The sequence below is a fragment of the Rhizobium sp. BK379 genome, from assembly GCF_014193955.1.
Classification (GTDB): Bacteria; Pseudomonadota; Alphaproteobacteria; order Rhizobiales; family Rhizobiaceae; genus Rhizobium.
Genome location: NZ_JACIAD010000007.1, coordinates 360,135 through 380,799 on the forward strand (window position 1 = coordinate 360,135; position 20,665 = coordinate 380,799).

22 protein-coding genes are annotated in these 20,665 nt (G+C 59.8%); 11 read left to right on the forward strand and 11 right to left on the reverse strand.

From position 1 onward, the window contains the following. Window positions 1–14: 14 nt before the first annotated feature. The 4 genes from FHT93_RS27815 to FHT93_RS27830 form a co-directional block, all read right to left on the reverse strand. The gene (locus tag FHT93_RS27815; RefSeq protein WP_183850484.1) at window positions 15–1,289 is read right to left on the reverse strand and encodes a D-tagatose-bisphosphate aldolase, class II, non-catalytic subunit; all 1,275 of its coding nucleotides are present in this window, start codon (window positions 1,287–1,289) and stop codon (window positions 15–17) included. Then, window positions 1,289–2,266: a sugar kinase gene (locus FHT93_RS27820; RefSeq protein WP_183850486.1), complete on the reverse strand. Its 978-nt coding sequence runs from the start codon at window positions 2,264–2,266 to the stop codon at window positions 1,289–1,291. Before FHT93_RS27820 ends, FHT93_RS27815 begins: the two co-directional genes overlap by 1 nt. Window positions 2,267–2,292: 26 nt before the next feature. Continuing rightward, the gene (locus FHT93_RS27825; RefSeq protein WP_183850488.1) at window positions 2,293–3,507 is read right to left on the reverse strand and encodes an ROK family transcriptional regulator; all 1,215 of its coding nucleotides are present in this window, start codon (window positions 3,505–3,507) and stop codon (window positions 2,293–2,295) included. A 64-nt stretch (window positions 3,508–3,571) separates the two neighbouring features. Next, a complete protein-coding gene (locus FHT93_RS27830) occupies window positions 3,572–4,456 on the reverse strand; it encodes a sugar phosphate isomerase/epimerase (protein ID WP_112969096.1) in 885 nt (294 codons plus the stop codon). Window positions 4,457–4,751: 295 nt separating this feature from the next. Between FHT93_RS27830 and FHT93_RS27835 the strand changes: the two genes are divergently transcribed. The 6 genes from FHT93_RS27835 to FHT93_RS27860 all read left to right on the forward strand — a co-directional run bounded on the left by FHT93_RS27835 (window position 4,752) and on the right by FHT93_RS27860 (window position 10,072). After that, window positions 4,752–6,185, forward strand: a complete 1,434-nt coding sequence (locus FHT93_RS27835) for an extracellular solute-binding protein (RefSeq protein WP_112546280.1) — start codon at window positions 4,752–4,754, stop codon at window positions 6,183–6,185. A 98-nt stretch (window positions 6,186–6,283) separates the two neighbouring features. After that, window positions 6,284–7,159 (forward strand): sugar ABC transporter permease, encoded by an 876-nt coding sequence (locus tag FHT93_RS27840; RefSeq protein ID WP_112546353.1) that lies wholly within the window; start codon window positions 6,284–6,286, stop codon window positions 7,157–7,159. Window positions 7,160–7,163: 4 nt separating this feature from the next. Continuing rightward, window positions 7,164–8,000 carry a carbohydrate ABC transporter permease gene (locus tag FHT93_RS27845; protein WP_112546279.1) on the forward strand — a complete coding sequence of 279 codons (837 nt, stop codon included), beginning with the start codon at window positions 7,164–7,166 and terminating at the stop codon, window positions 7,998–8,000. Between the two features lie 4 nt (window positions 8,001–8,004). Further along, entirely contained in the window at window positions 8,005–8,211 is a 207-nt protein-coding gene (locus FHT93_RS27850) for a DUF2160 family membrane protein (RefSeq protein WP_112546278.1), read from the forward strand. 61 nt (window positions 8,212–8,272) lie between these two features. Further along, the gene (ugpC, locus tag FHT93_RS27855) at window positions 8,273–9,334 is read left to right on the forward strand and encodes a sn-glycerol-3-phosphate ABC transporter ATP-binding protein UgpC (protein ID WP_183850490.1); all 1,062 of its coding nucleotides are present in this window, start codon (window positions 8,273–8,275) and stop codon (window positions 9,332–9,334) included. A 12-nt stretch (window positions 9,335–9,346) separates the two neighbouring features. Next, the gene (locus tag FHT93_RS27860) at window positions 9,347–10,072 is read left to right on the forward strand and encodes an SDR family oxidoreductase (protein ID WP_113114414.1); all 726 of its coding nucleotides are present in this window, start codon (window positions 9,347–9,349) and stop codon (window positions 10,070–10,072) included. Between the two features lie 92 nt (window positions 10,073–10,164). Here FHT93_RS27860 and FHT93_RS27865 read toward each other — a convergent pair whose 3' ends face one another. The 3 genes from FHT93_RS27865 to pobA form a co-directional block, all read right to left on the reverse strand. Beyond that, window positions 10,165–10,959 carry an aldolase/citrate lyase family protein gene (locus tag FHT93_RS27865; protein WP_183850491.1) on the reverse strand — a complete coding sequence of 265 codons (795 nt, stop codon included), beginning with the start codon at window positions 10,957–10,959 and terminating at the stop codon, window positions 10,165–10,167. 208 nt (window positions 10,960–11,167) lie between these two features. Further along, complete coding sequence (locus FHT93_RS27870; protein ID WP_183850493.1) at window positions 11,168–12,295, reverse strand: tartrate dehydrogenase; 1,128 nt, start codon at window positions 12,293–12,295, stop codon at window positions 11,168–11,170. A gap of 222 nt (window positions 12,296–12,517) precedes the next feature. After that, window positions 12,518–13,690 carry a 4-hydroxybenzoate 3-monooxygenase gene (gene pobA / locus FHT93_RS27875; RefSeq protein ID WP_183850495.1) on the reverse strand — a complete coding sequence of 391 codons (1,173 nt, stop codon included), beginning with the start codon at window positions 13,688–13,690 and terminating at the stop codon, window positions 12,518–12,520. A 115-nt stretch (window positions 13,691–13,805) separates the two neighbouring features. Between pobA and FHT93_RS27880 the strand changes: the two genes are divergently transcribed. Then, on the forward strand, window positions 13,806–14,696 hold the full coding sequence (locus FHT93_RS27880; RefSeq protein ID WP_183850497.1) for a helix-turn-helix domain-containing protein: 891 nt from the start codon (window positions 13,806–13,808) through the stop codon (window positions 14,694–14,696). Here the strand turns inward: FHT93_RS27880 and FHT93_RS27885 are convergent. Both FHT93_RS27885 and FHT93_RS27890 read right to left on the reverse strand, forming a co-directional pair. After that, window positions 14,693–15,553 (reverse strand): TIM barrel protein, encoded by an 861-nt coding sequence (locus FHT93_RS27885; RefSeq protein WP_183850498.1) that lies wholly within the window; start codon window positions 15,551–15,553, stop codon window positions 14,693–14,695. The two genes, FHT93_RS27880 and FHT93_RS27885, sit on opposite strands and share 4 nt — an antisense overlap. Before the next feature lie 70 nt (window positions 15,554–15,623). Next, window positions 15,624–16,994, reverse strand: a complete 1,371-nt coding sequence (locus FHT93_RS27890; RefSeq protein WP_183850500.1) for an amidase — start codon at window positions 16,992–16,994, stop codon at window positions 15,624–15,626. A gap of 272 nt (window positions 16,995–17,266) precedes the next feature. Between FHT93_RS27890 and FHT93_RS27895 the strand changes: the two genes are divergently transcribed. Together FHT93_RS27895 and FHT93_RS27900 are read left to right on the forward strand one after the other, a co-directional pair. After that, a complete protein-coding gene (locus FHT93_RS27895) occupies window positions 17,267–17,560 on the forward strand; it encodes a hypothetical protein (protein ID WP_081493320.1) in 294 nt (97 codons plus the stop codon). A gap of 72 nt (window positions 17,561–17,632) precedes the next feature. Next, window positions 17,633–18,073 (forward strand): DUF1810 domain-containing protein, encoded by a 441-nt coding sequence (locus FHT93_RS27900; RefSeq protein ID WP_112546269.1) that lies wholly within the window; start codon window positions 17,633–17,635, stop codon window positions 18,071–18,073. On the opposite strand, the gene FHT93_RS27905 is transcribed toward FHT93_RS27900, so the two are convergent. Both FHT93_RS27905 and FHT93_RS27910 read right to left on the reverse strand, forming a co-directional pair. Further along, a complete protein-coding gene (locus FHT93_RS27905; RefSeq protein WP_112546352.1) occupies window positions 18,070–18,255 on the reverse strand; it encodes a hypothetical protein in 186 nt (61 codons plus the stop codon). The genes FHT93_RS27900 and FHT93_RS27905 overlap by 4 nt on opposite strands. A gap of 72 nt (window positions 18,256–18,327) precedes the next feature. Beyond that, a complete protein-coding gene (locus tag FHT93_RS27910; RefSeq protein WP_112546268.1) occupies window positions 18,328–18,951 on the reverse strand; it encodes a TetR/AcrR family transcriptional regulator in 624 nt (207 codons plus the stop codon). Between the two features lie 130 nt (window positions 18,952–19,081). On the opposite strand from FHT93_RS27910, the gene FHT93_RS27915 reads away from it, so the two are divergent. Both FHT93_RS27915 and FHT93_RS27920 read left to right on the forward strand, forming a co-directional pair. After that, on the forward strand, window positions 19,082–19,297 hold the full coding sequence (locus FHT93_RS27915) for a hypothetical protein (protein ID WP_007825758.1): 216 nt from the start codon (window positions 19,082–19,084) through the stop codon (window positions 19,295–19,297). A 523-nt stretch (window positions 19,298–19,820) separates the two neighbouring features. After that, the gene (locus tag FHT93_RS27920; RefSeq protein WP_112546267.1) at window positions 19,821–20,654 is read left to right on the forward strand and encodes an IclR family transcriptional regulator; all 834 of its coding nucleotides are present in this window, start codon (window positions 19,821–19,823) and stop codon (window positions 20,652–20,654) included. Window positions 20,655–20,665 lie beyond the last annotated feature (11 nt).

Here is a 20,665-nt window from a genome sequence, read left to right on the forward strand (position 1 = left end):
TCTGTTGGGCGGCCTCATCTCGCTCCGCCGCATGCTGCATGATATTCGGCAAGGCTTTTCGTCACCCGCCAGACCAACACCTCTTCCGGATCGAGTGGCGCATCGGAAAACAGTGCGGCTGCCGGCATGTGCTGCCAGAAAAGCGGCAGTGGCACGGCTTTCCCTGCAAGCGCACCGTAAAGGCGCGCGACCGCGGATTGAGCCGGCTCAGACGTCCAATAGTATCGGATGCGATCAGACAGCGAATAATGACGAAGCCAGCGCTGCTCGTCCTCCGTACCATGATAGTGACGGCTCCAGTTTTCCGGATGCGCCAGCATCAGAGCCTCCATCGCAGCGTATAGCGGACGTTCGCCATAATCAGGCCCGAGGTCGGATGCGATCAGATCCAGCCCGTAGAGGGCCTCGCGCAGGACAAAGGTCAGTTCCGGTCCAACCTTGAGGATCGGAAAACCGTCTTCGACGAGTGCAGTCAGCGGACGAGTGCCCTGATAATCGGTGGAATGCGCTTCGAACACGAATTGCGGCTCGTCCTCGAGCACCTGCTTCAACGCGTCGATCCTGCCGCGATCATAGCTGATGACATTATGGTTGCCGAACTCGACGCCCGGCTGCACTACGAGGCCGATGGCACGCGCAAACGCCTCAGCAAGGCCGGCCTCTGCGAAGATACGACGATGGATATCGATCGTCCGTCTGGCGGCCGAAGCCTCGGTCGGCTCGATCGTGGTCAGCGCGTGATCGGCGCCACCGGGAGGAGGAACCTCCGTGCCGATTACATAGACGGGCATGGCGCCTCCTGCCCGCCTTGCCGCGGTCTCCGCGACGGCGGCAAGCCGTGCAGCGCGATAAGCGGTCGTCTCGTCGTCCAATGCGGCGGGTTCGCCCAGGCAGCCCATCGACGCGTCCAGATGGATCTTGCGGAAGCCGGCATCGACATAGGCCGCGACCATCCTCTCGGCTTCCACCATGGCCTCTTCGGCCGCACGATCCCGCCAGGGATTTGGCCCGAGATGATCGCCTCCCAGCACGATGAGATTCTCTGGGCACCCCTCCTCTTTGGCGACGCGCAGGACGAGGGCCGCAAAGTCCGCAGGGGTCATGCCTGTATAGCCGCCCAGGTGGTTGACCTGATTGCAGGTGGCCTCGATCAGAACCGTGCTCGAATGATCCCGCCCATGACGCAACGCCGCTCTCAAGACGATCGGATGGGCCGAGCAGACAGAGGTGACACCAAGGGGATGACCCTCAGCTCTGAGCGTGGCCAGTTGATTGAGCGCAATCTGCATCAGGAACGCCTTTCCGTTGAGGCGATGAACGCGTCGAGCTCCTGACGTGTGCCGGCACCCTCCATCGGGCCACGGATCGCAACATTACGCGCACCTGCAGCCGAACCATATGTGAGAGCCTCGCCCGGAGACATTCCGAGCCGCCGGCAGGTGAGGTAAGCGCCGCCGAAGCAATCGCCGGCACCGGTCGGATCGACCTCGTCGACAAGGAACGCAGGGGCATCGATACGGCCTCCATCCTTGCCGAAATAGGTCGCGCCTTCGGCACCGCGCTTCAGCACGATCTCCTTCACGCCAATTTCGAAAAGGCGGCGGATCGCTTCGGCTTCGCCTGGCACACCTGCCGCCCTCTCAAGCTCCTCACCCGACGGCAAGAGAAGATCGGCGGCAACGACGAGCCGGGAAAATCGGCGCTCGGTGTCCTCATCGAGCTGCAATTCCTTGCGGATGTTCGGATCGACCGACAGCGTACCGCCCCGCGCCTTCACGATGTCGACCGCCTTGTCGATCACCTCCCGAGCACTCCGGACGGAAAGTGCCGAACCCATCACGTGAAGATGCCCGCTGCGGCTGATGAGATCGCTGACATCCTGAGACCAGCCGAAGCGTGCGGCCGCGGACCTTGCGATATTATAGACGAAGTCGCGGGAACCGTCGTTGCGGTAGCGGACGAAGGCGCTTCCCGTCGGATAGTCAGGATCGACGGCAATGGTAGAGACATCGACGCCGTCACGCCTGAGGCGGTCAACGTTGACACGACCGAAATCGTCATTGCCGACGGCTCCCACCATCGCCGCCGAGCCGCCGAGCCGGCCGCATTGCGAGATGAAGATCGCCGGCGCCCCGCTGGCGAACGGGCCGACAAGAGACTGAGCCTCAAGGAATCCGTCTCCGACGGTCGTGGCGACGATCTCCACGAGGATCTCACCGACGCAAACCGTGGGACCAAGACTGTCCGGAGCCAGCACTGAAGTCATTGCAATCCTGCTTTCGATAGGTGTCGCTAAGTCGCTGTTGATCGTTGTAAGGCACCGTCTTCACCGCCGAATTCCTCGTTTTCGAGAGAGAGGAAGCGCTGGTGCAGCATGCACGCCGCGCCGAAGGCGGACCCGAATTCCGCATCGTCATCAACGACGATCTCGGGTGTCGGAAAAGGAATGTTCTGGCCCTCCGCCATGTGGACTGCCACACGGGCAGCCACCATCGGATAGAGTGAGGCCACGGAGCCGCCGAGGACAATCCGGATCGGATCGAGCAGACGGCAGGCCTGCAGCAACGCATAGGCAAGATGCCGCGACCACATCTCCGCTATGTTCACCGCGTCCGGAACACGGTCGCGAACGTCGGTGAGGAAATCCTGCAGATCGACGTCGGTACGGCCGGTCGCTTCCCGGTACTGCCGGATCAGCACCTCGCGGCCGATCAGCTGCTCGAATTTCTGTCCGCCGCTTCCCGGTACGAGGGTATGGCCGATTTCGCCCGCAAGGCCATGACCGCCACGAAACAGCTTCCCGTCGATCATGATCCCTCCACCGACGCCGGTCTCCATGAGCAGGAAGAGCGTCACCCCGGAAATCCCGCGGCGATAGCTGTCACCGATGGCGAAGGCGTTGGCATCGTTCTCCACCGAAATCGGCACCTCGGCCGGAAAGGCGCTGCGGCCGATCTCCCTCAATGGCACCTCTCGCCAGCCGATGATCGGCGCAAGCGTGACAATTCCTTCCGGCCGAATATGCGCCGGCGCGGATATGCCGAGCCCCCTGCAGCGCTCAACCATTTCCTTCGACATGGCGTTCATGAGGAGCTCGACGCCCCGCGCCACAGCTTCCTCCACGGTCGAGGACTGCGCCTGGAAGGCCAGCCTGCGACAGGCACGGACGTCTGCCGAAAGATCCACGACGACAGCAGATATGTGCTCGACACCAAGTTCGAGCCCGGCGAAGAATGCCGCATCCGGCACCAGTTCGAGCATGATCCCCGGCCGGCCGGCGCGCGATTGCTCCGAACGCTGCTTGCTGTTCTCCTCCGACTCCTGGACCAACCCGCTTTCCGTCAACTCGGCAACGATCTCGCCCGACGACGAGCGGTTCATTCCAAGCTTCCGCGCCAGATCGGCCCGACTCAGGCGGCGATGGCCGTAGATCGTCTGCAGGGCAGCGACGATGTTGTTCTGCCTGATCCTGCGTGGCGAGCTTCCGATGGAGACGGTGTCGTTCATCTTCATTTCTCTTCAAATCGACTGCTCCAGCCTACACTTTCGAAGCAGATCGGCAGAAGGATTATCAAGGGCGCGCGTTCGTGACGCGGCGGCGTTTCGCTTCTTCATATTTCAGCTCGATATAGCGCTTGGCATGTGCCGCCAGCGGGTCATTTTCGGTCCAGGTGTCACGCCAGATAGCGCAGGCGAGCGAGAGGCCTTCGTCGACGACGGCGGTTGAAAAGCTCTCGAACACGATGTCGCGCTTGTAGTCGATATCGAGCAACGCATCGAAGATCAGGTCGAAGTTGATCACGCCGTCACCGAGATAGCCGCGGTTGCTTTCGCCGATATGGAAGTAGCCGATCTTGTCGCCGGCGAGCCGGATCGCAGCCGCCGGATTTGCTTCCTCGATATTCATGTGGAAGGTATCGAGATGCAGGCGGACATGGTCCGATCCAGTCTCGGAAATGAACTTCAGTCCCTGGGCCGTCGTATTCAAAAGGTTCGTTTCGAAGCGGTTCACAACCTCAAGGACGAGATCGACGCCGGCATCCCTTGCAATACCCGCAGTCGCAGCGATCGCGGCGACGCTGTTGTCCCAGCCCTTCTTCGTGGGCTGTCGATTATATTTGGTATGGGCAGAATAGAGGATGCCACCGAGCTTGTTGCCGCCGATGTCGCGCACGGCATGCACTGCATCGGCCAGCATCTGCCTGCCGGCGGCGATGGCCGCCGCATCCTCGCTTGAGATATCCTTGTCGACGGGCAGGCCCATCGTCACGCCGATCTCGAGGCCGAGAGATTGCGCGAGCTTCGCCAGACGATCGAGATTGAATTTCTCCGGGCGCAGATAGGCGAATTCGATCGTGCGATATCCGTGCTCGGCCGACTTGTTGAGGGCCATTTCGAGGCCCTCCTGGGTTTGGCCGCCTGTCCATACAAATGAATGGATACCCAATCGACGCATGGCCATTTTCCTCCGCTGGATGCCTGCCTTCGCGCAACAGCTATGTTATTTAGTATGGCAAAGCAACAAATAAATTCGAGGATCGTAATTTTGCCTTTGCGAGGTAAATCGTTGCGATGCAGCAATGTTATTCCGGCATCCTATCTTCATCTCTCTCTCGTAAATTACTTTCTACCGAAAACAATAACATAGCCTGCATATTTGCAGGTTTAGACAACAAATATTGCGCAGACGGCATTTTTCCTCTACACAAAGGTCCGGCGACATGATCTCGCTGCTATCTGGGAGGATTGAAATGAACTACGCTTTGAAGGCCAGCGCGCTCGCGCTGACGCTCAGTCTCGCCACCGCTGCCTCGCCGGCCTGGGCAGATTTCTGGTCCGACGCCGGCGCCAAATTCAAGGGCGTGACGCTGCACGGAGTGACCGAAAGCACGCCGCCGTCCAACTACATCAAGGATGTGCTGGCGCCGGAATTCGAGAAGAAGACGGGCATCAAGGTCGAGATCGAGACGACGTCCTGGGATCAGATGTACGACAAGGCCATCAAGGACATGGAGGCCAAGACCGGCATCTATGACATGGTCTATATCGAACAGGACATCATCTATTCGTATCTGTCCCGGGATTTCCTCGTCGACATTACGCAGACGCTGAAGGATCAGGCGGATCTGAAGGCGCCGACCTACGACGACGCAAACTTCACCAGCTTTGCCGACTACTTCAAGGACAAGAAGGGCGATCTCTTTGGCGTGCCGATGGAAGCCTTCCTGAAGACCTACCTCTATCGCAAGGACCTTTTCGACGATCCGAAGATCAAGGAAGCCTTCAAGAAGGAGACTGGCAAGGACCTGAAGCCGGCGACCACGCATGAGGACTACACGCAGATCGCCGAGTTCTTCACCAAATACGGCAAGGATAACGGCATTGAACTCTGGGGCACCACTGCGCAGGCCCATACAGGCCACGCCGCGTCCTGGTATGAATATTTCGAATCCATCGCTCCGACCTTCGGTGTCTACAACTGGGGCATCGACGCCAGCAACAACTATGCTGCAACCGTCGAACATGGCGGCGCAATGAACAGCGACAAGGCGAAAGCCGCGCTGAAATACTGGCTGCATCTGCGCGACATCGCCCCGCCGGAATCGACCCAGTCCACGTGGACGGAAACCGCCACGACCTTCGCTGCCGGCCGTGTCGCTCAAGGATTGATCTACGGTGAGAACGCCGCATGGATCGCGAGTGATCCTGCACAGTCGAAGGTCGTCGACAAAGTGGGCTTTGCCCTGCCGCCGCTGGAACCGGGCGTTCTGGAAGACGCGAAAACCGGAAAGGGCTATATCGGCTATTATGACGGCGGCGCCTTCGGCCTGCCGGTTACATCCAAGAACAAGGAAGCAGCCCTGCTCTTCCTCCAATTCATGGGTCAGAACGACGTGCAGCCCGATTGGGCGATCGCGGCACCCCGCATTACCAACAAGGCGACCTTCGACGATCCGAAGGTCAAGGCGATGGATGTCAAACTCGGCGGTTTCTACACGATGCTGAAGGATGAGGGCAAACTCTTCGCCGGCGCCCCTCCGTATCCGTTCCATGCCCAGCTGCGTGAAGCAACCCTGCCGATCTTCTTCGACATCCTGACCGGCAAGATCGCGCCCGACGAAGGGCTCGACCAGATGGCGGCCAAGACGGAAGAAGAGCTCACGTCGCTCGGCTATCGCAAATAGGTCATCCTCCCCAACTTGGCGGGTCGTCTTCGCTTGGCGACCCGCTCCTTTCTTGACTTGAGAGGCCGCCCCCGTTGGGTGCCGAAGAGGATGAGGCGATGCATTCACAAAAACTTGGATGGCTGCTGCTGTCACCGACGATCCTGATCCTCGGGCTCTTCGGCATCTTTCCTTTCATCTACGTTGTCTGGGTTTCGTTTCACCAGTGGAACCCTTTCGCCGCAAATCCGCTGATGGTCTTCAACTGGGCTTCGAACTACCGGACCCTCGTTTTCGACAAGCAGTTCCTTGCTTCGCTCGGCATCACCATCGCCTTCGTGTTCTTCGCAGTCGTTTCCGAACTGATCCTCGGATACATACTCGCGCAGGCGCTGATGAAGGACTTTCCGGGAAAAGCGTTCTTCCGCACCATCCACACCCTTCCTCTGATAATGGCGCCCATCATTGTCGGATCGGTCTGGAAGCTGATGACGACACCGTCGATCGGCATCATCCCATATCTGCTGCGAAGCTGGTTCGGTTACGATCTGAACATCGGCCAGAGTGCGCTCGCGGCATTCACTATCACCGTCATCATGGACGTCTGGCACTGGACGCCGCTGGTCACCCTGTCCCTGATTGCTGCCTTGGTCTCGCTTCCGCCAGATCCCTTCGAGCAGGCGCAGATCGATGGCGCCGGCAAGAGCCAAATCTTCTGGCATATCACGCTCCCTCTGATCCGCCCTGCCCTGCTGGCCACGGTGTTCATCAGACTCATGGACGCGCTGCGCACGGTCGACGAAGTCCTGATGCTGACCGGAGGCGGTCCCGGGTCGTCGACACGCTATATCGGCGTTCACATCTTCAGAGAGGTTTTTCCGAAAACGAACTACGGCTACGGCTCAGCGATCTCGGTCGTCGTGCTTTATCTCACCATCGTCGTCTGCTGGCTGCTCTATGTTGGCCTGATTGCTCCCCGCGCGAAGAAAGGCTGAAGCGATGAGAAGACAGAACCCCTGGCTTTCGGTTCTCTTGTGGACGCTGATAAGCTTCGCAACTCTCTTCCCGATCTACTGGCTCTTCGTCATCTCGCTGAAGCAGCCCTTTGACCTGTTTTCCACGCCTGACGTCGTCCTTCGGAGCTTCTTCTGGAAGAACTACCAGGACGTGCTGACGAACGAGACCTTGCGGCGATACATGATCAACTCGCTGGTCATTTCGTCGGGGAACGCGATCCTGGTGACGACCCTCGGCTTTCTTGCCTGCTACGCGCTGACGCGTTTCGATCTCGCAGGCAAGGAAAGCATCTTCTTCTGGACGATCACCAACCGCATGGCGCCACCGGCGGTCTTCCTGCTGCCGCTCTTCCTGCTGCTGACGCAAGTCTACAGGATCGGCGACTTTTCGCTGGCTGATACCAGGCTCGGCATGATCCTGGTCTACTGCTCCTTCAACCTCCCTTTTGCCATCTGGACACTGCGTCCGACCGTAGAGAGCATTCCGAAGGAACTGGACGAGGCCGCCTATATGGACGGTGCAAGCCCGTGGATGGTGCTCTACGACATCGTCTTTCCCTTAGCGCGTCCGGGCCTTGCAGTGACGCTCATCCTCACCTGGGTGTTCGCGTGGAACGAATATCTGCTCGCCGCGACGCTCACCAACTTCAACGCCCGGACGCTGACAACGGGACTGTCGGAATACGTGACGACCACCGGGACAGCCTGGGGCATCATGGCAGCGATCTCGATGCTGACCTTGATCCCGGCCCTCATCGTCTTTTCGGTGGTGCAGCGTCACATCGTTGCCGGGCTGACCTTCGGCGCAGTGAAAGGATAGCGGGATGGCCTCGAATTCTCGGAACAATGAAAGACAGCCAGGCTTCCTGCCGATCGAGACGAACTGGTTCGACAGGCTGTTCATTTCGGTCGTAATCTGGGTCGCTCTCTCCCTGCTCTGGATGCGGTTCATCGAACCGTTCGGGCTTTCGGTGTGGTTTGCGGCAGCAATTTCTGCCGTGCTCGGCGCCTACATCATCTGGAAGGGGTGAGCCGATGAATTATTTGCACATTACCAAGACGCAAGCCGAGCTGGATTAGGGAGAAACGACTTTGGCAAACGTACAGGTCAGCGACGTCACCAAGAGATATGGCGCGCTTCAGGTCATGCACGGCGTCAGCGTCGATATCGAGGATGGTGAATTCGTCGTTCTGGTCGGCCCCTCCGGTTGCGGTAAATCCACGCTGCTGCGCATGATCGCCGGTCTGGAGACCGTCAGCAGCGGCGACATCAGGATCGGCGGGCGGGTGGTCACCAATGCTCCGCCGAAGGAACGCGACATTGCCATGGTCTTCCAGAGCTACGCGCTCTATCCTCACAAGACAGTCGCCGAGAACATGGGCTTTCCGCTGAAAATGGCGAAGCGTCCGAAATCGGAAATCGCCGAGAAGGTCGGCAAGGCGGCCGAGATCCTTGATCTGACGCGTTATCTGGACCGTTATCCGAAGCAGCTGTCGGGCGGTCAGCGACAGCGCGTCGCCATGGGCCGGGCGATCGTCCGCGACCCTCAGGTCTTTCTGTTCGATGAACCGCTTTCCAACCTCGATGCCAAGCTTCGCGTTACCATGCGCGTCGAAATCAAGGAGCTGCACCAGCGCCTGAAGACGACGACCGTCTATGTGACGCATGACCAGATCGAAGCGATGACCATGGCGAACAAGATCGTCGTCATGCGCGACGGAAGGGTGGAGCAGGTCGGCAAGCCACTCGATCTCTATGACTTTCCGGCCAATCTCTTCGTAGCCGGTTTCATCGGCAGCCCGTCAATGAACTTTCTTCAAGGCAAGGTCGCAACCCGGGAAGGCAAACAGGTCGTCGTCACCGATCAGGGCGTTGTCCTTCCCGTCGGAAGCCTAAATGCCGAAGATGGAAAGCCCGTAACCTATGGCATTCGTCCCGAGCACATCACCATCGCCGAAGACGGTATTCCGGTTGAGGTGTCGGTCTACGAGCCAACAGGTTCCGAAACGCTGATCTTCGGCCGCGTCGGCGGAGTACCGATCGATGCCCTCATCCGCGAGCGTATCGAAGTCACACCCGGCAAGGTGCTGCATTTTCATATTGATCCCCGCCGCGTTCACATCTTTGATCAGGCAACGGGACAGCGATTGTAAGGCGAGGAGCATATGAATTTCGAAGGTAAGAAAGTAATCGTCACCGGCGCCGGCAAGGGTATCGGCCGCGTTGTCGCAGAGATATTGGTCAAACGCGGCGCCAAGGTCGCGGCACTGACAAGAAGTGCTGATGACGTCGTTTCGCTCCGTGAGGACTTAGGCTGCCAGGCCATTCAGGTTGATCTTGCCGACGCAAACGCCACTCGGGAGGCGGCGCGCGCCGCACTTCCAGCGGACTTCCTCATCAGTTGCGCGGGAACGACCGAACTGCAGTCCTTCCTCGAAACCACAGTCGAGGCGTTTGACCACCTGATTGCAGTCAACACACGCGCTCCAATGATCGTGGCACAGGAATATGCACGATCCTTGATCGAAGACGGTCGCCACGGCGCCATCGTCAACGTGTCCTCCGTCGCGGCCTTCGTCGGCATCCCCGATCATGCGGCCTATTGCGCTTCGAAGGGCGGCCTGGACGGCCTGACGCGTGTCATGGCCAAGGAGCTTGCGCCACAAGGGATCCGGGTAAATGGCGTGCACCCCACGGTGACCTTGACGCCAATGGCGATCAAGGCCTGGAGCGATCCCGAAAAGGCGGCGGGAATGCAACAGCGCATCCCGGTCGGCAGGTTCGCGGAGCCCGAGGACGTGGCCGAGGTGATCCTGTTCCTACTGTCGGACGAAGCCGCGATGGTCAACGGCATCTCGATGCCTATCGATGGCGGTTACATGATCGCCTAACGCCGATATTGCGTGGCCGAGCGCGGGCTGGGCAATAAGCCGGCAACGTCTAACGATATGCAACATGCCAACTCCGTTGGGGTTTCGGAGGGTCAACCGGCGGAAGCAATCTTCCTGGCCGCGTTGATCGCCCTGCGCGCACCGGATCGCAATTGAGCGGTTTCCGCTCCGGCGATGACGAAGGCGAAGCCGAATTTCAGAAGCTCGCCTGCACGCTCGCCGTCACCGGCAAAAGCGCAGGCGAATTTTCCATGCGCGCGGCAACGCGCAACTGCGTGCTGCATGGCGCTGTCGATCTCAGCCGCATTCGGTGCGACCTGATCGCCATGGGAGAGCGCGATGGAAAGGTCCGAGGGACCGATGAAGATGCCGTCGACGCCGGCGACGCCGAGGATATCATCGATTGCATCCAGCGCCGCGCGCGTCTCGATCATGGCGATTGCGACCGTCAGGTCATTGGCGTTCTTGAGATAGTCGTCCGCCGAGAGGCCGGTATGATTGAGCGCCAAAGAGGGACCCCAGCTGCGCTCGCCGGCCGGCGGGTATTTTGTGGTCTTAACGAAGGCCTTCGCATCCTCGGCCGAATTGATCATCGGCGCGATGATGCCGGACGCGCCGGCATCGAGCAGGCGCGAGGCAGAGGCGAAATCGCCGACCGGAATACGGGCGAGCGCCGGCTTGCCGGCAATACGCACATGGCTGACTGCAGCCGCTGCAGACGGCAGGTCCCACATGCCGTGCTGCATGTCGAGGACGACGGCATCGAAGGCTTCCTGTGCCAGGTGATTGACCAGCAGCGGATCGGGAATGCCCACCCAGGCGGAGATCATCCGGCTTTCATGGTTCCGGATCCGGGCTGCAAAGCCTTCGATGTCAGCTGCACTCATGGCATTCTCCTCAGTTCGCCAGACCACCAATAGCCGTATATTTGACTTCGAGGAACTCTTCGACGCCGCATTTCGAACTTTCCCGGTGGATGCCGGACTGCTTCACGTCGCCGAAAGGAGCGACCGCCATCGAAATGAGTCCCTCATCGATACCGATGAATGCCGAATTCGAGAGCCACGGCAACCCGGAAGATGCGGCCGACGCGGATCAGACGGTCGGGATAGTCTCGTCACCAGGGGCGAAATTCGATCCTCGCACAGCCTCGCAAACGGCGCGTGTCACATCCGCCGTGGTGGCCCTGCCACCGAGGTCTGGTGTGAGAATGCCAGCGGCACAGACCTGTTCCACCGCCGAGATCAGTATCTTTGCCGCGGCCGCTTCGCCGAGATGTTCCAGCATCAGCGATGCCGTCCAGAAACTTCCGACCGGATTGGCGATACCCTTGCCGGTAATATCGAAAGCCGAACCGTGAATCGGCTCGAACATCGACGGAAAGCGGCGCTCGGGATCGACATTGCCGGTCGGTGCGATACCAAGCGAGCCGGCAAGTGCGGCCGCAAGGTCGGATAAGATGTCGGCATGCAGGTTGGTTGCAACGACTGTGTCGATGCTCTTTGGTTTTGCGACCATGCGGAAGGTCATGGCATCAACCAGTTCCTTATCCCAGGTCACGTCGGGAAAGTCCCCGGCTACCTCGGCGGCGATCTCATCCCACAGCACCAAACCGTGACGCTGGGCGTTTGACTTTGTGACGACGGTCAGAAGCTTGCGCGGACGCTTCTGCGCCTCGCCGAAGGCAAAACGCATGATGCGCTCGACGCCCCGGCGCGTGAAAATCGAGGTTTCGGTCGCCACTTCCTCCGGCAGGCCGATATGCGCACGGCCGCCATGGCCGGAATATTCCCCCTCGGAATTTTCGCGCACGATCAGCCAGTCGAGATCGCCTTCCTCCACGCCCCTCAGCGGGCTTTTCACGCCCGGAAAGATGCGCGTCGGGCGGATATTGGCATATTGGTCCAGACGCTGGCAGATTGGCAGGCGCAAACCCCAGAGCGTGATGTGGTCCGGCACGTCGGGTGCGCCGACGGCGCCGAAATAAATCGCGTCAGTCTCTTTCAACAGAGACAAAGCATTGTCCGGCATGAACGCGCCGGTCCTGCGATAGCGTTCGCTGCCCCAGTCATGGTGATCGACGTCGAGCGCAAAGGCACCGCTGCGGGCGGCCAGCACTTCAAGCACTTCAAGGCCGGCAGCGATGACTTCGGGGCCGATACCGTCGCCGGGAACGGAGGCGATGCGATAGCGTCGTAGCTGCGTATTGGTATCGGCGTTCATGCGACCCCCATTAATCGTCAAATCGGGCCAGCAGCATCTGCTTGGCAATCATCCGGGTTGCAGCTTCAGCCTGTTGGCGATCCTGCTTTCTTGGCTGTTGATTTCTTGCACAGATAACCAGGATTCTCGACGATATTTTGCGGTATTTTCAATCCGCGTGTGGCGCGGAATGACGCTTCACTCAGAGCACCATGCGGCAGGCAATGGGCCTTCACGTGCCCGTCAGAACGGCAATCCGACATAGTTTTCCGCAAGCGCTGTCGAGGCGGCACGCGAATGGGTCAGATAGTCGAGTTCCGCCTCCTGGATCTTCTGATCGAAATCGCCAGTATCGGGAAAACGATGCATCATCGTCGTCATCCACCAAGAAAAGCGTACAGCCTTCCAGATGCGGGCAAGCGCTCTCCGCGAATATGCTTCGAGACCGGCTCCCGAACGATCGTCGTAGAATTCCATCAGTCCTTCGAACAGGTAATGCACGTCGCTCGCAGCAAGGTTCAGCCCCTTGGCGCCGGTCGGCGGCACGATATGGGCGGCATCGCCGACAAGGAACAGGTGGCCGAAGCGCATAGGCTCGGCAACGAAGGAGCGCAGCGGCGCGATCGACTTTTCGAAGGATGGAGCGGTCTTCAGGGCCTCGGCGTGATGGGCCGGCAAACGTCGGCGTAACTCGTCCCAGAAGCGCTCGTCGCTCCAGTCTTCGACCTTCTCGTCCAGGGAACACTGGATGTAATAGCGGCTGCGCGTCGCAGAGCGCATGGAACAGAGCGCGAAACCGCGCGGATGATTAGCGTAGATCAGTTCGTGATTGACCGGGGAGACATCGGCGAGCAGACCGAGCCAGCCGAAGGGGTAGATCTTTTCGAAGGTGGTGATCGCTTTCTCCGGAACCGCCTTGCGGCTTGGGCCGTGGAAGCCGTCGCAGCCGGCGATGAAATCACAGTTGACACGGTGAGTGACACCATCCTTCTCGTAGCTTACGAAGGAAGAACCACCCGCGAAATCGTGTGGCACGACATTGGCGGCGTCATAAATCGTCGCAGCACCACTTGCCTCGCGCCGCTCCATCAGGTCACGGGTCACCTCGGTCTGGCCGTAGACCGTGACGCGCTTGCCGCCGGTCAGGCCATAGAGATCGATGCGGTGATCGCGTCCGTCGAAAGCCAGTGAAAAGCCGTCATGCGGCAAGCCTTCAGCATGCAGCCTGGCAGCCGAGCGGGCCTCATCAAGAAGACGGACGGTGCCCTCTTCCAACACCCCTGCCCGAACGCGGCCGAGAATGTAGTCCTTGCCGACCCGATCGAGAATGATGTTGTCGATGCCGGCTTCCGTCAGCAGCTGACCCAGCAGCAGGCCCGAGGGGCCTGAACCAATGATGGCGATTTGGGTGCGCAATTGTTTCCTCCACGCAATTGGCTTTTGGCAAACTGTGACCTTTAGCCCTTCCCGCAGCAATGGACTTTCCCACCGAATAATTGCACAAAACGAACATGGGAACGGAAGGAAACCCATGACGAGACATGTGCCGACCTATGAGCTCTACGGCGAGATATCGGGCAAGGAACCCGACTTCTGGCTTCACTGCGAAACGATTCCCTCGCGCAGCAGTCTGCACCGTTGGGAGATCAAATTGCACCGGCACGCGAGCTTCTTTCAGATATTGTACATCGACGCTGGCGAAGGCGATGCTATTTTCGGCGAGCAGAGCCACGCCATCCAGCCGCCTGCGGTTGTCACGGTTCCTCCCGGTCTCGACCATGGCTTTCGTTTTTCGCGTGATATCGATGGTCTTGTCGTCACCATGCTGAGCGCCAATCTCAGCCACCTTCCCGGCGACCGCAGCCTGCTCGGCGAGTGGCTCGCCGTCCCGCATCTCACGGCGCTCGATCCTCAAGATCCCGACGCAGCTTATCTCATGCAGAGCTTGAAGCGGCTCGGCGAAGAATATCGACACGACCGCAGCGGCCGCAGCGAACTTCTCGCCTCCTATGTCGCGATCGCGCTACGGCTAACGGCCAGGATTTCCCATCAGGAGAATGTCAGCCGGTTTCCCGCTGATGAAAACGAACGGCGGATGGAGCAGTTGACAGGCCTCATCCAGCAGCATTTCCGCTCACACAGACCCGCTTCATTCTATGCCAGGGAAATCGCCGTCTCGCCGACCCATCTCAATCGCATCGTTCGCTCGATGACCGGAAAGACGGCTCACGACCTGATCGCCAACAAGCTCATCGACGAGGCCAAGCGTGAACTCGTCTTCACGCTCGCAAACGTCCGGGAGGTCGGCTATCGACTTGGCTTTGCAGACCCGGCCTATTTCTCCCGCTTCTTCCTCAAGCATGCGGGCGAGACGCCCAAGGATTGGCGCAAGCGGGAGAAGAACAGGCTGGAGCGAAACTAGGCGGTTCGACGCGCGGGAGCGTCGGCAAGGAATTCCTCGATGAACTTCTTCTGCAGCAGGATGCCGTCCCACTCATCCGCAAAGAACGGTGAATCGTAGATCAGCGTGTAGGGCCCGGCATAGCCGGCCTTCTCGCACATTTCCAGGCAATGGCGGTAGTCTGCAGCATCAAGCCCGGAAGCGTTGTAGTCGGCCTTGGCATGGCAGATTTCGGCGCGGCGCATGATATTGGCCAGCCCTTCGTATTTGGCGGGTGCCGCCCAGTTTCCGAGATCACCGTTGAGGCCGACCTTGCCGTCGAGTTCGTCGAGCAGCCAGTTCATTTCCTTCGGCGAGGGCAGCAGCGCGAACCAGTTTTCGGTGACAACACGCACGCCGCTTCCCGTCGCCTGCCCGGCCAGCCATTTCAGGTGCCGCGCGGACCGCGCCAGATTCTCCTCGTTCGGCGCCTGCTTGCCGGCGATAACGCGAATGCGCTCGGCGCCGAGAGACTTGGCGATTTCGATCCAGCCGGCAATCCAGCCTATGTCGCGCTCCGCCGTCTCGGGATTGCTGGGGTCGCCGTCTTCCACGAGCAGTGTCTGGAAGAGAATGTTGGAGGCCTTCAGCGCATCACGGAATTCCGAGAGGTAGCCAGCATCAAGGCTCGGCAGATGGAACGAGCAGACCTCCAGCCGACCAAGTCCGCGCTCGGCGAGCATGCCGGGTACTTCGAGCAGGCTGACAGTGCCCTGCCCATAGGGTTCCTGGCGTGCTGCACTTTTCTGCGGATCGGGACCATAGGGGTAGGTTGCACCCAGCATCCGATGAAGCGACCACGTGGAAACCGCAAACCGGCCGTTCTGCAAAGCCTGCATCTTTCAACTCCTCCCATTTCCTCGGGACGACATTGGCAAGAATGATGCGCGGCTTCAAGCCCGCAATCACCTAGATTCGGTCACCGCGAATGATAGCTTCCGCCGCCAGCGAAACCGCGAGAAGTGCATCGTCGCGATTAGCCGGAGCCGAGAGAAGGAAGCCGGCCGGCATATCCGCCTCGCCCTTGCCGCAGGGGATGGAAACGCCGCACCAATCCAGGAAATTGCCGAGCGCCGTATTGCGCAGTGTCTTGCCATTGGTGGCAACGAAAAGCTCGTCGTCACGCTCCAGTGCGGCAATCGGCGGCGCGACATGGGCAACCGAAGGGAAGGCGACCAGGCGATTGCCGATCAGTCGCTCGGTATCGGCGATCAACCGGGCGCGTGCAGCAAGAATGGCGATATAGTCGGGCATGCTGGTCTTTTCGCCGAGACGGGTGCGCATGACGACGCGATGATCCATGCGCGCGGCCTCCGGCCCTGCAAGCCTTTCGCGATGGAGAGCGAAGGCTTCAGCAGTCACGAGCGCGCCATGTTTTGCCATCAGCGAGATGATTTCGTCGAAAGCCGGGATTTCGATCGAACTGATAAGCGCGCCGGCAGAACGCAGTCGCTCGACACCGCCTTCGAAGGCTTCGGCGACATCAGGCCCCAGACCATCGAGCACGACATTCCTGGGTATGACGATATCGATGCCTTTCAGCGACTGCCGGGTAATGATCGGGGCGGTCAGACCACGCATGGCGGCATCGATCCATATCGCGTCCTGGACGGACCGGCAGAGCGGGCCGAGCGAATCGAGGCTCGTCGCCAGCGGATAGACGCCTTCCATGGCATAGCGCCCGCGCGTTGCCTTGTAACCGACGATGCCGTTCAGGGCGGCGGGAATACGCACCGAGCCGCCCGTATCCGTGCCCATCGCAACCGGTACAAGGCCTGCGGCCACCGCCACGCCCGCACCGGAGGACGACCCGCCGGGAATGCGCGGTTCATCCTTGCTATGGGGATTTTCCGGCGTACCGTAGTGCGGATTGATGCCGAGTCCGGAGAAAGCGAATTCGCTCATATTGGTGCGACCGACCGCCAGCATGCCGGCATTCTTGAGCAGCGTGACGATGGCCGCGTCGTGCTTCGCGGGTGCGTCGTCTGTCAGGACCACCGAACCGGCCGTGGTCGGCATGCCCTCGATATCGAAAAGATCTTTCCAGGCAATCGGAATCCCGTCGAGTGCACCGAGCGAGCGGCCGTCACGTATACGCCTGGAGGAAGCATGAGCCTCCCGCATCGCCCGCTCGCGCAACAATACCGTAAAGACCGCCTTGTCGGCATATTGCTCGATCCCGTCGAAAATCGCGTCCGCGACATCCACAGGATCGACCTCGCCGCTCTGAATGAGTAGGGAAAGCTGAGCGATAGACATCGCACCGAAAGCAGGGGTCATGGGGAAAGTCCTGTGGATATCGAACAGGATTTACCTCCTATCATTTGGCAGGACCAGCCCTTGCACGGCTTTTCACGATGATTAGTACGATTTTGTGAACACTGAGTTTGATTTAGCGCTCTTCAATTTACTGCAGTTAAGACACACATGCGGTGCTGCACGCGGGAGCCGGATCGGCATGCCATTAGCTTGCCTTCCCAAGCCGTATCCCGGTGCATTGCAGGAGACTTGAAATGACACAATCTGAAACTTGGACCTCCGGTCACCAGGATATGGTGCACCAGCATGTGAAGGAGGACGTGAGTTACGGCGAAGCTGAACGCGATTACGCCGACCACGTCAGCGCACAGAAGCTGTCGGTCCTGGAGCGGATCGTGGTCGTGGGCGCCCTCGTACTGCTGAGCTTTGTAGGCTTCACAGCACCGTCGGCACAGACATCAGCGACCGATCCGATGACGACTTCGGCTATTGAAGAGCAAGCGCCTCCGGGTGATAGTCTGGTGCCACACCACCAGCGCTACGGCCATTGCCGTGAAACGAGCCCCTACGCAGACAAGGTCTGCTAAGGGCAGGCGATTTTCGCCGGGCATGGAATCTTTCGTCTGACGTGCATTTCAAGCATAGGAAAGGAAAGAACCATGGCCGGCGACTTGGATTACGACCTTCACCGCTTCATCGAAGCGCAGAACGGCATATACAAGCAGGCTCTTGCGGAGCTGGAAGCCGGTCGCAAGCGCTCCCACTGGATGTGGTTCATCTTCCCGCAGATCGCCGGTCTTGGAACGTCTTCAATGGCGGAGAAATATGCCATTCGCTCGGCAGAAGAAGCCTCGGCCTACCTCGCTGACCCCATCCTCGGCAGCCGCCTTTTGCGCTGCGTCGAGGCAATCCTCTCCGTCAAGGATCGCAGCGCGCACGATATCATGGGCTCCCCGGATGATCTGAAGCTTCGCTCCTCCATGACGCTGTTTGCCGCGGTCAGCGATCACGGCTCGCCCTTTCACAAGGCGATCGATCATTTCTACGACGGAAAATTCGACGAACGGACAATTTCCGTCCTGAGTGCCGGCAACGGCTAACCTGGAGTATGCTCCAGCGCCGCGATCTCCTCAGAGATTTCCTCGATACGCTGCCTCAGATCGATTTGCGTACCGTCGTCCACTTCCTCTTCGCCAAAGCAATAGCGTGCATCGTGCAGTTCGAGTTTGGCTTCAAGCTCGGCGCGTCTGGCATATAGGTGCCGGAGATAGGTGTAATTCATCTCTGCCTCCAGATTGCCCCCAGATCAGCAGAACGGCCATGCAACCCCTAAGGTTCCCTGGCTGCGACAATATCAGCCGAAAGCGGAGATCGCCACGTTGCAGGCTTTTTCAAAATGGCAAGAGCAGCCGCCATCCGCCATGGCCTGACGGGTAACACGCGCACCCTCAAGCAGCAGTGTCAGCGTATCGGCGAGCAGTTCCGGCTCGCGCGAACCGGCAGCCATACAAAGGGCCGCAAGACGGTTGCGCTGCATCGCCTTGTGACGCTCGATCAACTCGTGCGCCGGATGGCCTTCGCCCTTCAATTCGATGGCAGCGTTGGCGAGATCGCAACCGGCGGGCTCGCCGTTCAGACAGTGAGCTCTGTCCTCGACCCAGGCAAGCAACTGGCCGCGTGCGTCGCCCGGGTGTGCGGCCTCGAGATCGCGCCAGATCTTCTCGGCCTTTTCGGAGGCGCGGCGCAGTGTCTCGCAGACCAGCTCATCCTTGGAGCCGAAATGCCTGTAGAGCGTCATCTTGTTGGTTGCAGCCGCATCCGCAATGGCATCGACGCCAATGCCGCGAATGCCGCGCTCACGGAAAAGCTCCGACGCTGTCGAGACGATACGTTCCCTGGGAGGGATTCGATCATCTGAAGCAGCTACGGAGATTTCATTCAATGATTCTGATTTTTTCGCGGACGAAGTCCTTGACATCGATGTGACCGATCGGTAACAAATGCATTGTTACTTACCGGTAACACCACTCTTCGCAGAAGTCAATGCCAGGAGCACTTGGCAACGGGAGTGGAACACGGGCGACCGCCCACGAAAGGAGGACCGTACCATGAGAAAGACCAGAGAAGATTTGACCATTTCCGAAGCCCTTCGCGACCCGCTGATCGCCATGGTGCTCCGCGCCGACGGCGTGAAGCTTGAAGATTTCAAGCAACTCCTTGAGACGGCCGCACACAAACGCGAGCCGCGTCCCTCCACGGTGAGCGAAATGATCGGGTCCTTTGCCAGCCGCGCCAATCTGCCGGCGATGCCCTGCTTCGGCTGACCTGACCACTGGCCCCACAAGGCCCGATCGGCACTGGGGATAAGCCCTGTTCCCAGACGGGCTGCCGCTATCAGGCGGCAGCCCTTGCGATGTCGTGATTGCTCACATCTAAATCGATTCTCAGTAATTCATCCCGCGACCTTGAGACGCTCGCCGCCGGGGGCGCCATTCTCTGACAACGCCCACCGGCGGTGGCTCGGCAAGCCGCAAAAGGGGCGTCGGCTTGCCACTGCTGACCGCGATGTCTGGCAGGAGACTTGGCCGACATCCGATCAGCCGGTATCGCTGATGGGACGAAAACTCAAGCTGCGGCTTGTTGTTCCGTCTGCGGCACCGCCGATGCGTGATGGGGCGCCCGCAGATGGATCTGTCGCCTGCAATTACAGCACGTCCCATGACGGCACCCGATGCCCGTCTGCGGCAGCCACCGAAGATTTCATATCCAGAAATTTTGCGATTTGCTTCGCGGACGGCTATGCCATAGTAATGTAACAGGTTCGCATGATATCAGAGGTATGTTGAATTGGACGGAAAGACATCCCCCGCAATCCACTCCGAAGATGAAGACCCGGCCGAAGGGACCGGCGCCAAGGGCGCGCGCCGTGCACGCGTCAGCGGCATCGATCGCGCGCTGCAGGTGATCGACCATCTCTACGAGACGGGATCGCCGGCCGGCGTCTACGCCATCGCCAAGGCAGTAAAGGCACCGCTTTCTACCGTCTATGTCATCGTCGACGATCTGGTCGAAAAGAATATGCTGACGCGGCAGTCCGACGGGTCGATCTGGCTCGGCTCGCGGCTCTACCATTACGGCCTCGCCTATGCGCGGTCGCTCGATTTCATGAGTGTCGCGACGCATGAGATGCATGACCTTTGCCGCCAGGCCGGCGAAACCGTTCAGGTCTGCGGCCGTGACGGCGATTTCATGCTGGTTCTGGCCATGGCCGATGGCCCCAGTCATTTCCAGGTCGCCTCCCGCGTCGGTACTCGTGTGCCGCTCAACTGGACTGCATCTGGCCGTCTGTTGGTCGGGCACCTGCAGGAAGACGAGCGGGTCGAGCTCTTTAAGCGCTGTGCCCGCTCCTCGCCAACGGGCCGCGCAGAGATCGATCCCGCAACACTATCGGAATCCGCCGGAAAAGCCTTTGAATCGCGCCTCTCGATCCAGGCAGGCGAATCCGATTATGCGGTTGCCTGCATCGCCTCGCCGATTTGCGATCGTGAAGGTCAATGCGTCGCCACCATTTCCATCGTGCTGCCGGAGCAGAAAGCCTTTTCCGACGAAAGCCACTATACCGCACAGGTACGCAGTTCCGCCGAGCGCATCGAAAAGTTGATGGGCTGGCGCAGCCATTAAGCACTATTCGG

What these genes read in the sequence shown, in the direction of transcription:
- FHT93_RS27815 (WP_183850484.1), bottom strand. Translation starts at nt 1,289, where the DNA reads ATGCAGATTGCGCTCAATCAACTGGCCACGCTCAGAGCTGAGGGTCAT.
- FHT93_RS27820 (WP_183850486.1), bottom strand. Translation starts at nt 2,266, where the DNA reads ATGACTTCAGTGCTGGCTCCGGACAGTCTTGGTCCCACGGTTTGCGTC.
- FHT93_RS27825 (WP_183850488.1), bottom strand. Translation starts at nt 3,507, where the DNA reads ATGAACGACACCGTCTCCATCGGAAGCTCGCCACGCAGGATCAGGCAG.
- FHT93_RS27830 (WP_112969096.1), bottom strand. Translation starts at nt 4,456, where the DNA reads ATGCGTCGATTGGGTATCCATTCATTTGTATGGACAGGCGGCCAAACC.
- FHT93_RS27835 (WP_112546280.1), top strand. Translation starts at nt 4,752, where the DNA reads ATGAACTACGCTTTGAAGGCCAGCGCGCTCGCGCTGACGCTCAGTCTC.
- FHT93_RS27840 (WP_112546353.1), top strand. Translation starts at nt 6,284, where the DNA reads ATGCATTCACAAAAACTTGGATGGCTGCTGCTGTCACCGACGATCCTG.
- FHT93_RS27845 (WP_112546279.1), top strand. Translation starts at nt 7,164, where the DNA reads ATGAGAAGACAGAACCCCTGGCTTTCGGTTCTCTTGTGGACGCTGATA.
- FHT93_RS27850 (WP_112546278.1), top strand. Translation starts at nt 8,005, where the DNA reads ATGGCCTCGAATTCTCGGAACAATGAAAGACAGCCAGGCTTCCTGCCG.
- FHT93_RS27860 (WP_113114414.1), top strand. Translation starts at nt 9,347, where the DNA reads ATGAATTTCGAAGGTAAGAAAGTAATCGTCACCGGCGCCGGCAAGGGT.
- FHT93_RS27865 (WP_183850491.1), bottom strand. Translation starts at nt 10,959, where the DNA reads ATGAGTGCAGCTGACATCGAAGGCTTTGCAGCCCGGATCCGGAACCAT.
- FHT93_RS27870 (WP_183850493.1), bottom strand. Translation starts at nt 12,295, where the DNA reads ATGAACGCCGATACCAATACGCAGCTACGACGCTATCGCATCGCCTCC.
- FHT93_RS27880 (WP_183850497.1), top strand. Translation starts at nt 13,806, where the DNA reads ATGACGAGACATGTGCCGACCTATGAGCTCTACGGCGAGATATCGGGC.
- FHT93_RS27885 (WP_183850498.1), bottom strand. Translation starts at nt 15,553, where the DNA reads ATGCAGGCTTTGCAGAACGGCCGGTTTGCGGTTTCCACGTGGTCGCTT.
- FHT93_RS27890 (WP_183850500.1), bottom strand. Translation starts at nt 16,994, where the DNA reads ATGACCCCTGCTTTCGGTGCGATGTCTATCGCTCAGCTTTCCCTACTC.
- FHT93_RS27895 (WP_081493320.1), top strand. Translation starts at nt 17,267, where the DNA reads ATGGTGCACCAGCATGTGAAGGAGGACGTGAGTTACGGCGAAGCTGAA.
- FHT93_RS27900 (WP_112546269.1), top strand. Translation starts at nt 17,633, where the DNA reads ATGGCCGGCGACTTGGATTACGACCTTCACCGCTTCATCGAAGCGCAG.
- FHT93_RS27905 (WP_112546352.1), bottom strand. Translation starts at nt 18,255, where the DNA reads ATGAATTACACCTATCTCCGGCACCTATATGCCAGACGCGCCGAGCTT.
- FHT93_RS27910 (WP_112546268.1), bottom strand. Translation starts at nt 18,951, where the DNA reads ATGTCAAGGACTTCGTCCGCGAAAAAATCAGAATCATTGAATGAAATC.
- FHT93_RS27915 (WP_007825758.1), top strand. Translation starts at nt 19,082, where the DNA reads ATGAGAAAGACCAGAGAAGATTTGACCATTTCCGAAGCCCTTCGCGAC.